At 60.2% G+C, this 9,827-nt stretch carries 9 protein-coding genes and 1 pseudogene; 4 read left to right on the forward strand and 6 right to left on the reverse strand.

Going from position 1 to position 9,827, the window contains the following annotated elements; all coding sequences use genetic code 11:
* Positions 1 to 57: 57 nt before the first annotated feature.
* Positions 58 to 831, reverse strand: a complete 774-nt coding sequence (locus AB4037_RS33235) for an SDR family oxidoreductase (RefSeq protein WP_441774460.1) — start codon at positions 829 to 831, stop codon at positions 58 to 60.
* Between the two features lie 125 nt (positions 832 to 956).
* Here AB4037_RS33235 and AB4037_RS33240 point away from each other — a divergent pair.
* A pseudogene (locus tag AB4037_RS33240) lies at positions 957 to 1,093 on the forward strand (helix-turn-helix domain-containing protein); the annotation flags it as partial.
* Positions 1,094 to 1,385: 292 nt separating this feature from the next.
* On the opposite strand, the gene cyoD reads toward AB4037_RS33240, so the two are convergent.
* From cyoD to AB4037_RS33265, 5 genes are read right to left on the reverse strand one after another with little or no spacing between them, the layout of a single operon-like run.
* The gene (gene cyoD / locus AB4037_RS33245; RefSeq protein ID WP_441774461.1) at positions 1,386 to 1,733 is read right to left on the reverse strand and encodes a cytochrome o ubiquinol oxidase subunit IV; all 348 of its coding nucleotides are present in this window, start codon (positions 1,731 to 1,733) and stop codon (positions 1,386 to 1,388) included.
* A complete protein-coding gene (locus AB4037_RS33250) occupies positions 1,730 to 2,338 on the reverse strand; it encodes a cytochrome c oxidase subunit 3 (RefSeq protein ID WP_441774462.1) in 609 nt (202 codons plus the stop codon). The genes cyoD and AB4037_RS33250 overlap by 4 nt, the downstream gene beginning before the upstream one ends.
* Positions 2,335 to 4,296 (reverse strand): cbb3-type cytochrome c oxidase subunit I, encoded by a 1,962-nt coding sequence (locus AB4037_RS33255; RefSeq protein ID WP_441774463.1) that lies wholly within the window; start codon positions 4,294 to 4,296, stop codon positions 2,335 to 2,337. The genes AB4037_RS33250 and AB4037_RS33255 overlap by 4 nt, the downstream gene beginning before the upstream one ends.
* Positions 4,297 to 4,298: 2 nt before the next feature.
* Positions 4,299 to 5,201: a COX aromatic rich motif-containing protein gene (locus AB4037_RS33260; protein WP_441774464.1), complete on the reverse strand. Its 903-nt coding sequence runs from the start codon at positions 5,199 to 5,201 to the stop codon at positions 4,299 to 4,301.
* A 39-nt stretch (positions 5,202 to 5,240) separates the two neighbouring features.
* Positions 5,241 to 7,613, reverse strand: a complete 2,373-nt coding sequence (locus tag AB4037_RS33265; protein WP_441774465.1) for a membrane-bound PQQ-dependent dehydrogenase, glucose/quinate/shikimate family — start codon at positions 7,611 to 7,613, stop codon at positions 5,241 to 5,243.
* A 687-nt stretch (positions 7,614 to 8,300) separates the two neighbouring features.
* Between AB4037_RS33265 and pqqA the strand changes: the two genes are divergently transcribed.
* The 3 genes from pqqA to pqqC form a co-directional block, all read left to right on the forward strand.
* Positions 8,301 to 8,393, forward strand: coding sequence for a pyrroloquinoline quinone precursor peptide PqqA (pqqA, locus tag AB4037_RS33270; RefSeq protein WP_068288997.1), 93 nt, complete (start codon positions 8,301 to 8,303; stop codon positions 8,391 to 8,393).
* A 44-nt stretch (positions 8,394 to 8,437) separates the two neighbouring features.
* Entirely contained in the window at positions 8,438 to 9,337 is a 900-nt protein-coding gene (gene pqqB, locus AB4037_RS33275) for a pyrroloquinoline quinone biosynthesis protein PqqB (protein WP_441774470.1), read from the forward strand.
* On the forward strand, positions 9,334 to 9,827 hold a 494-nt coding region (gene pqqC, locus AB4037_RS33280; RefSeq protein WP_441774466.1), incomplete at its 3' end, for a pyrroloquinoline-quinone synthase PqqC. The genes pqqB and pqqC, both read left to right, overlap by 4 nt.

A 9,827-nucleotide genomic window follows, 5' to 3' on the forward strand; every position in this document is an offset into this window, starting at 1 on the left:
GAAAAAATATCGGAGCCGTGTCGACGATCGCGGATGCTCCGCCGACACGCCGTCGCTCTACTTGGTGGTGTAGCCGCCATTGACGAGAATGGTCTGGCCGGTCATCCACCAGCCGTCGGAAACGAGGAAGCGGATATAGGGCACGATGTCCTCGATGTCGGTGAGGCCGGTCTTGGAGAATTTCGACAGGGCGCCGGCGCTCTTGTGGTAGGCGACGGCATCGGCGCCCTCGGCGGGATAGAAGAAGGGCGTGTCCATCGGACCGGGACCGATGGCGGTCACCGAGATGCCGCGCTCGCCGAACTCCTTGGAAGCGGCTCTCGTGAAATGCTCCACCGGCGCCTTGGTGCCGGCATAGGCGGCATAGAACGGCGTGAAGGCGCCGAGCAGCGAGGTGACGAGCGTGCAGATCTTGCCATTGTCGTTGAGGTGCTTGCCGGCCTCCTTGAGGAAGAAGAAGGCGGTTTTCGAGTTGACCGCGGTCATCTCGTCATATTCGGCCTCGGTGATCTCGACGAAAGGCTTCTTGAGCACCTTGCCGACGGTGTTGACGGCAATGTCGGGACGGCCGACGGCCGCGATGGTGTCGGCAAACAGCTTCTCGACCGCGCCGGCCGAGGTGAGGTCGCCCTGGAAGGCGACGCCCTTGGCACCGGCCGCGTTGATGGCAGCAACGGTTTCATCGGCCGCCGCCTTGGTGGCRGCGCTGTTGTAGTGAACAGCCACCGCCYTGGCGCCCTGCGCCGCCAGATCGCGCGCCAGAAGCCCGCCCAGATTCTTGGCGCCTCCGGCAATCAACGCCACTTTTCCCTTGATGCTGTGATCGGCCATGCTGGATCTTCCTGTTTGTGAAGGGGGAGGTTAATGGAAGGTCAGCTTATCGTCTTGAATTTCGATATAAAGCTACCCATTCGAACATGACATGTTAGGATCTCGTACTAATCTGGTATTAGGCCGTGGATCGTATCGACCTCTTCCGTATCTTCGTTCGCGTCGTCGACAGTTCGAGTTTCACGCGCGCCGCCAACACGCTGGGGCTGCCGCGCTCGTCGGTGTGGCCACGCTGATCGACCTAGAGGCGCGGGTCTGTGCTCCCGTCAAGAACCTGGCGCATCTTGTTTTGACGATGACGAACACACGCCAGCACACTGCGGGACTCCACACCTGGCTACCGAGGCAGGTCGATCCTCTGTCCCTCGATGAGCAGCATCTTCGCCAATTGTGCCACCACCTCAACTCTACGCCCCGTCAACACCTGGGCTTTCGAGCGCCGGCCCGGGGCTTCCGCCCAAAGCTGATGGCGGCCCCGCGATGACCTAGCTATCCTGCACCTGCCAGCAAATCGCACTTCGGCGCGAACTCACAAGACGACGCACGGCAGGTTTTTATGGCATCATGCGCGAATGTAGATCAAGCATGACCCAAACACCGCCCCCAATCATTATCGAGGCTTGGAACGCAGCAAATATCAGAGCGATCGTCGCCTCGATGGGCGTGCGTTTTGAGGACCAGTGTAGGAAAAACTTGACCTGTGCCAACATCTGAACGACGGCGAAAATAGCAATCAGAGAGATTGCTTCGACCGGTTCCAGACGCTTGGACGAAACAGCCCAGAAAGCGCCGACGGTAAGGATCGTGGCCAGGACGAATCCGATGAGATAGTCGCTCAGATGAGGGACATGCAGATGCGGCGCATTGAGCGGGACATCGGGTTTTTCGGTTGGGTACTTCATGTGGTTAAACCCGCCAAGTACACGAACGAGAAAATTGCGATCCAGATCACGTCGAGAAAATGCCAGAACAGCCCCAGGCGATACAGGCGAGACAGGACTGGCTCGGTAATGCCCTTCACGGCGATCTGGACGATCATCGCGACGAGGCCGAGCAGGCCAAAGGCGACGTGCAGCCCGTGCGTCCCCACCAGTCCGAAAAAGCTGCTCCAGTAGCCGCTGACCTGCGGCCCGGCGCCCCGCGCGATCATCTCTGAGAATTCGCGGATTTCCAGTACCAGAAAGCCGAGACCAAGCAGGAATACGACGGTCAAAAAGCCGATGGCGGCTGATGCGCGATGCTTCAAAGCGGCAATGGATGCAAAACCGAAGACCAGGCTGGACGCCAGCAGCAGCGCCGTTTGCAATGCCACGCGGCCCATGTCGAAAATCTCGCCCGGGCCCGGGCCTGCTGCATGGGATCGCGACTGAACGATAAAGTTGGCGAACAGGACACCGAAGATGATGGCGTCGCTCATCAGATAGAGCCAGAACCCCAGGGCTCGCTCGCCGTGCATTGCCGACTGCTCGCCGGCGATGACCCTTCCGCCCACGTTGATTTCGCTCACGATGTCGCTCCCAGAAAGTTTGTGCCATCTCGCTCGATATCTTCGGGCTCTATCTCATATTCTTGGTGGTCGCCGAAGCTGCGGAAGACGACGGTGGCGACAATGAGTGCGAACCCCAGGATTGCCATCCACCACATCCAGAACGTCGCGCCGAACCCGAGCACAAAAGCGCCGGCGCCAATAATCGCGCCCGCAGCAGTCTTTTTCGGCATGGCCACTGGTTCGTAAGCTCCTGAATAGATTTGGAGACCCTCTTCCTTGGCCTTCGTGAAGGTGTCGAGGCCGAAGGTTGTCGGCTGGCGGGCGAAATTATACGATGGTGGCGGAGACGGGATCGACCATTCCAGGGTTCGACCATTCCACGGATCGCCTGTCGTATCCGCGAGCGCGCGCCTGTCGCGGATGCTGACATACAGTTGGATGACCAGCGCGGCGATGCCGAACAGAATGCATATGGCCCCGAACGCTGAAATGTAGAGCAGCGGCGTCATTCCCGCGTCGTAGATGACGGATGTCCGACGGGGCAGTCCCATTAAGCCGAGAAGGTAGAGTGGCATGAAGACGAGCAGGAAACCGATGAACCATCCGAGGAAGGAGAGTTTGCCCCATGTCTCGTCCAGGCGGAAACCGAATGCCTTGGGGAACCAGTACTGGTAGCCGGCCAGATACCCGAACAGGACACCCGGAATGATCACATTATGGAAGTGGGCAAGAAGGAACGTTGTATTGTGCAGATTGTAATCGACGACCGGGATAGCCATGAGAACGCCAGTCATGCCGCCGATCACGAACAGGATCATGAATCCGATCGTCCAATACATGGCAGAATGAAAATGGATGCGGCCGCGATACATGGTGAACAGCCAGTTGAAGACTTTCACACCGGTGGGAATCGCGATGATCATTGTCGCGATTCCGAAGGCCACGTTTACTTTTGGGCTCGCCCCCATGGTGAAGAAGTGATGCAGCCAGACAAGGGTCGAAATGATTGTGATCGCCACGGTGGCGGCGATCAGGGCCGGATAGCCGAACAGCGCCTTTCGCGAGAATGTCGCGACGACCTCCGAGAAAATGCCAAAGGCCGGAAGAACCAGAATGTAGACTTCCGGGTGCCCCCACATCCAGAAGATGTTGGCATAGTTCATCATATTGCCGCCGGCATCGTTGGTGAAGAAGTGAAAGCCTAGCGTACGATCCAGGAAGAGCAGGCTGACCGCCACCGTCAACGCCGGGAACGCAATCAGGATGATCGCGCTTGCGCAGAGCACCGTCCAGGTAAAGACCGGCATCTCCATGAGCCTCATCGTCGGCACGCGCCGCCGCACGATCGTCACGATGAAATTGATCGCCGACAATGTCGTTCCGAAGCCCGAGATGAAGAGCGCCCAGATCCAGTAGTCCACGCCGACGCCCGGACTCCTATCGATCCCCGACAAAGGCGGATAGCCGGTCCAGCCGGCGATCGAGAACTTGCCGATGACCAAAGAGATCAGCACGAGGCCCGAGCCAGCCGCCGTCAGCCAGAACCCGAGCGCATTCAAAAATGGAAATGGAACGTCGCGTGCCCCGACCTGAAGAGGAACGACGAAATTCGCCAGTCCGGTAAAGAATGGCATCGCCATGAAAAAGATCATGATCGTTCCGTGGGCGGAGAACACCTGCTGGTAATGGTCGCCTTCAAGAAAACCCGGTGAATTGACCGCAGCCGCTTGCTGGAAGCGCATCATGAAGCCGTCGGCAAAGCCACGCAACAGCATGACCAATGCCAGAGCGACATACATGATCCCGATCTTCTTGTGATCGACGGTCGTCACCCATCCACGCCAAAATGGCCCCCAAAGCCTGAACCAGGTGAGGGCGAGAACGACCAAGACGCCGGCGAGCACCGTTACTGCGGCGCCACCAAATGCGATCGGGCTATAGAAGGGAAGCGCATCGTAGTTCAGGCGACCTAACATGTTTAGTGCCCCTCATGGCCATTTGTACCCTCGGCTGCCTTGGCGGACAGTTGCGAAAGCGAGTGGGTCGATCTGAACTTGCGAATGATGGAAGCAAACAGGTCGGCTTGGACGCTCGAATAGGTTGTGACCGGATATGCGGCGCTATCCTCGTCACGCGCGCTGAGCGCATCATACCGGGCCTTGTCGAGCGGCTTGTTGGCAGCCTTCGTCTCCGAAACCCACTTGTTGAAATCGGTCTCGGAAAGAATGCGTGCCTTGAAGCGCTGGTTGGCGAAGCCCTCGCCGTTATAGTTGGCGTTCGCCCCCATCATCTCACGCACGTCCGTGGCGAGAAAATTCGTCCGCGTTTCCATCCCGGGCATGGCATAGATCTGGGACATCAATCCCGGCACGAAGATCGACGTCATCATCGGATCGGATGTCAATCGCAACGTAACGGGTCGATCGACTGGCACTACGAAATCATTGACAACGGCAACGCCGGCCTCCGGATATATGAACAGCCATTTGTAATCCAATCCGATAGCCTGAATCTCGAGCGGCGGTTGCGATCCGGGCAAAGGCTTGTAGGGATCCGTCCGATAGGTCGAATACCAGGTGATCGCGCCAAGCGTGGCCACCGTCAGCAGCGGCACCCAAAGGACAATGGCTCGAAGCGGGCCCGAGGACGTATATTTTGGATCATAGTCAGGTGCCTGACCCGTTTCCCTGTAGCGCCAGGCGACGACCAAGGTGGCAAGGATCAGCGGAACGATGATGAACAGCATAATCGCGGTTGCGATTACCAATGTCTCATAGTGCGTCCGCGCGATTTCGCCATTTGGATTCAGGATCGGCATCTGCTCGCGCGAGCACGCTGAAAGCAGTAGCGGAACACAAACGATGGCATTCCAACGCCTCATAGGTAGCTCCCTGTTTGTGTTCCGCTCTTCCTTTGTGCCTCAATCGGGCAGCGCGTAGGCGATGAGGGCATCGCCTGGAGGCGTCATCATGAAATGATGCCCGCCAGCCATGATCAGCAGATACTGCTTGCCGTTCTGCTCATAGATCATGGGATTGGCTTGCCCGCCCGCCGGCAATGTATCGCTCCAGACGGTATCTCCCGTACGCATGTCGATGGCACGAATGAGATCGTCGGTGGCGGCGGCGACGAAAATCAGGCCGGATGCGGTGACCACCGAGCCGCCATTGTTGGGCGTGCCGATCTCGAACGGCATGTAGGAAGGAATGCCGAACGGCCCGTTGCGCCGCGCGGTGCCGAACGGTCTGTCCCACAGCGTCTTGCCGGAAGCCAGGTCGATGGCCCGGATGCCGCCATAGGGCGGTCGGGTGCACAATACGCCGGTCGGCATCACCCAGCCGGCATTGACGTCGATGGCATAGGGCGTGCCGGCCATGGGGCCGGCCCCTTCGGCGCCAGACTTGCCGCCCGCGCCGCGCGGGTCGCCAACGGGAAACAGCTTTTCCGCGCTGGCTTGCTCTCGGGTGATGAGCATATTGAGATTGGCGGTGTTGTTGTAATTGGCGACGATGACACCGCGGCGGGGGTCGATCGCGACACTGCCCCAATCCGATCCGCCATTATAGCCTGGCCATTGGATGTTGTGGCGGTTCAGCTCCGGCGGCGTGTAGGGGCCTTCATAGCGGGCGCGCCGGAAGTTGATACGGCAGATCATCTGATCGATCGGCGACAGGCCCCACATGTCCTTTTCGGTCAGGTCTGCCTGGCGCAGCGTATGATAGGTGGAGAAGGGCTGTGTCGGGCTGCGCTGATCGGGCTCGGCCCCACCTTGGGGCACGGGGCGCTCCTCGACCGGCTGCAAGGATTTTCCGGTGGCACGATCGAGGATATAGATGTCGCCTTGCTTGGTCGGCAGCAGCAAGGCAGGCACCTTACCCTGTGCGGTCGGGAACTCGATCAGGCTGGGCTGGGAGCCCAGATCATAGTCCCAGACATCAGCATGGGCTGTCTGGAACACCCAACGCGGCTTGCCGGTCTTGACGTCGAGTGCCACCAGCGCGGAATTGTACTTCTTCTCCTCGGCCGAACGCAGGGTGGTGTAGTAGTCCCCTGCGGAGTTGCCCATGGGGATATAGGCCAGCCCGAGCTTTTCATCGCCGGCAGGTGCCGCCCAGCTATTGGGCGTACCGAAGGAATAATAGCCGCTTGCCGGCGGATCCGTGGTGACATCGGGTTGATTGATGTCCCAGGCAAAGCGCAGTTCGCCCGTCACCGCATCATAGCCGCGGATCACTCCGGATGGGGCCCAACGACGCTGACCGTCGAGCACCTGCTGACCGGTCACGATCACGCCCTGTACGATCACCGGTGGTGAGGTGATGGCGGCCGTGCCCGGAATCACGGGCTTGGGCGCATCATTCTCCGCTTCCTTCTGGCCCAGACCGACCTTGAGATCGGCTGCGCCGTCCTTGCCGAAGCCCGGGCAAGGTTGGCCGGTCGCCGCATCGACGGCGATCAGGCGCATGTCGAGTGTGCCTTCGATGATGCGTTCGGCGCAAATATCCTGCGGCTTGGCGTTCGGCACCTTGTAAAAGGAAACGCCTCTGCAAGCCGCGGTATAGGGCACCCATTCGTTCGGCACCTTTGGATCGTAGCTCCAAAGCTGCTTGCCGTTGGCGGCATCGAGCGCGAACAGGCCGTTCATGCCCGTGCAGCCATAGACCCGGTTGCCGATCTTCAGTGGCGTCAGCTCCGAACCGAATTTGTCGGGAATATTACCGGTGTTGTAGGTCCAGGCGCGCTTGAGGTTCTTGACGTTCTCGGGCGTGATCTGGGTGAGATCGGCGTAGCGTTGGGCGCTGTTGCCACCGCCATAGGCATTCCACTCGCCTTTGAGTGGCGCATTGGCAACATCGTCGTAAATCTGTTCGGCCTGCTGCTGCGGCAGGGCCGCCACCACGCTGTTCCTGGACTTGGACCAGATCCCGCCCGCGAGCGCCACCGCGAAGACGGCCAGCGCCGCAAACCCGTAGCCCGCGATCTTGCCGCCACCTTGCCTCAACAGCGAGGGTGCCAGCAACAGCGCCGCAGCCATCAGCACGAAGGGACCGGCCAGGCGCGGCGTCAGATCCCAGGGCGACAGGCCGACTTCCCACAAGGCCCAGACGGCGGTGAGGACAAAGGCAAGCGCATAGACATAAAGGCCGAGCGGCTTGCCCAGGATAAACAACAGTCCAGCGACAGCCAGAAGGCCGCCCGTCACGACATAGTAGGGGCTACCACCGAGCCCAAGGAGCCAGGCCCCCCCAATCGCCAGCACCACCCCGATGAGGCCGAGGACAATGCCAAACAAAATTCGTATTATGCTGATGCTACGCATATGCCCCCCAGGCGGCTGAAGTTTCCTTGAATACGGTCGGAAGAAACTCAGTGTCTGTTTCAAAAATAATTTAACGATTCCAGTCCATTAGGACTCGATCGATTGCCGAGATCCGACCGAGATTGCGATTGATCGGATCAAATTTGCCCGCCCATGCCGCGAGCGGGCATTGTCTTTGTTACACAAGCCATCGAATTGATGAAGCAAGGGCCGCGATTACGCCGGCAATGCTCTCGCTGAACCAAAACGGCAGCGGAAACAGGCTGGAAGGGAGGCCCGCCCAATCGTTGGCGTGCAGACCACCGTCTGATATGGAAAGGCGAGGCGGGCCCTGCCAAAGACCGCCGAACGCGGCCATATACTGCCCTTGCGGCTATCGAGGTCGACCAAGGCCTTTGCCAGCTGAGTGGTGGTCTCATTGAAAAACAAGGGTGACTGGCAAATATGCGCTCGTCGAGTATCGCAGCCTGGTCATGATTTTGTTGAGTAGGCAGTTGACGCACTCCGCTGCGGAACCGATGCGATACATTTTACAGATACGTTCGCGCTGTTCTGCTGCCATATGGCAGTATTTCTGCTGTCAGCTTTGGATTGATTTGGGATAGTTGAGCGACATTTTTTACATGATCGCTCAATCTGACGACTGTTGGAGGAATTGGAATGCGCTGGACCAAACCTGAAATCATCGAGTTCTGCGTCGGAATGGAAGTGACGGGCTATATGTCCGACGAGGATTTGCCGCCGGAGTTCTGAACTGAACCGGCGACAGTAACGGAACCGGAGCCATGCAAGCAGGCTTGCATGCCGTTGTTCTGGGGGCGGCAGCCGGAGGTGGCGTTCCGCAATGGAATTGCGGCTGTCCGGTTTGCCGTCTGGCCTGGGCTGGCGATAATCGGGTCCGGCCTCGCACCCAGTCGAGCATCGCCGTTTCGGCGAATGGGGTAGACTGGCTCTTGCTGAATGCCTCGCCCGATATCCGCCAGCAGATCCTGGCGGTGCCCGCGCTCCAGCCCAAGGAATTTCCGCGCCATTCGCCGATTGCGGCGGTCCTGCTGACCAATGGCGATGTCGACCATGTCGCCGGCCTGCTGGGGCTGCGCGAACGCCAGGCTTTCACGCTCTACGGCACGGCCGAAACGCTGGACAGCCTGGCCGACAACCGGGTGTTCGACGTGCTGGCGCGCGATGTCGTACGGCGCCAGGCCGTGCTCCCCGGTCAGGGCTTTGAAGCCGTGCCGGGCCTGACCGTGACGCTGGTGCCGGTCCCGGGAAAATTGCCGCTCTGGCGCGAGAACGAGCCGATGCGTCTGGGCGAGGAGAGCGAAGCGACGGTCGGGGCGATCCTGGCGTGCGGCTCCAGGCGGATCGCCTACATACCAGGCTGCGCTGCCGTGCCGCCCTGGCTGCGTGAAACCATCGCCGATGCCGATCTGTTGTTGTTCGACGGCACGCTCTGGGAGGACGACGAGATGATCCGGCACGGCGTAGGCACCAAGACGGGGCGGCGCATGGGCCATATGCCGATAGCCGGCCCTGATGGTTCGATGGCTGCCCTCGCCGATCTGCCGGTGCGACAGCGGGTCTTCATCCATCTCAACAATACCAATCCGGTACTGGTGGAAGGCTCGCCCGAACAGCGAACGGTCGAGGCGGCCGGCTGGCAAGTCGCCCATGACGGCATGGTGTTTCGCCTATGACCAAGCTCCTTTCATCCTCCGCCCTGGAAGCCGCGCTGCGCGACATCGGCCATCGGCGCTATCACAATCTCCATCCCTTCCACGCCGCCCTGCATGGCGGGCGCCTCAGCCGGGACCAGGTGCGCGCCTGGGCCCTCAACCGCTACTTCTACCAGGCCATGATCCCGGTGAAGGACGCCACCCTCCTCGCCCGCATGCAGGAGGCGGCGCTGCGCCGGATCTGGCGCCAGCGCATCGTCGACCATGACGGCACCTCCGATGGCGATGGCGGCCTGGAGCGCTGGCTGAAACTGACCGACAGCCTCGACTTCCCGCGCGACTATGTGGTCTCTACCCGCGGCCTGCTGCCGGCGATACGCTTTGCCGTGCAGGCCTATGTCGATTTCGTGCGCGACCGTTCGCTGCTGGAGGCAATCGCCTCCTCCCTGACCGAGATGTTCGCGCCCACCATCATCTCCGAGCGCATCGCCGGCATGCTGGCCAGTTACGA

This window comes from Labrys sp. KB_33_2 (assembly GCF_052114505.1).
Taxonomy (GTDB): Bacteria; Pseudomonadota; Alphaproteobacteria; order Rhizobiales; family Labraceae; genus Labrys.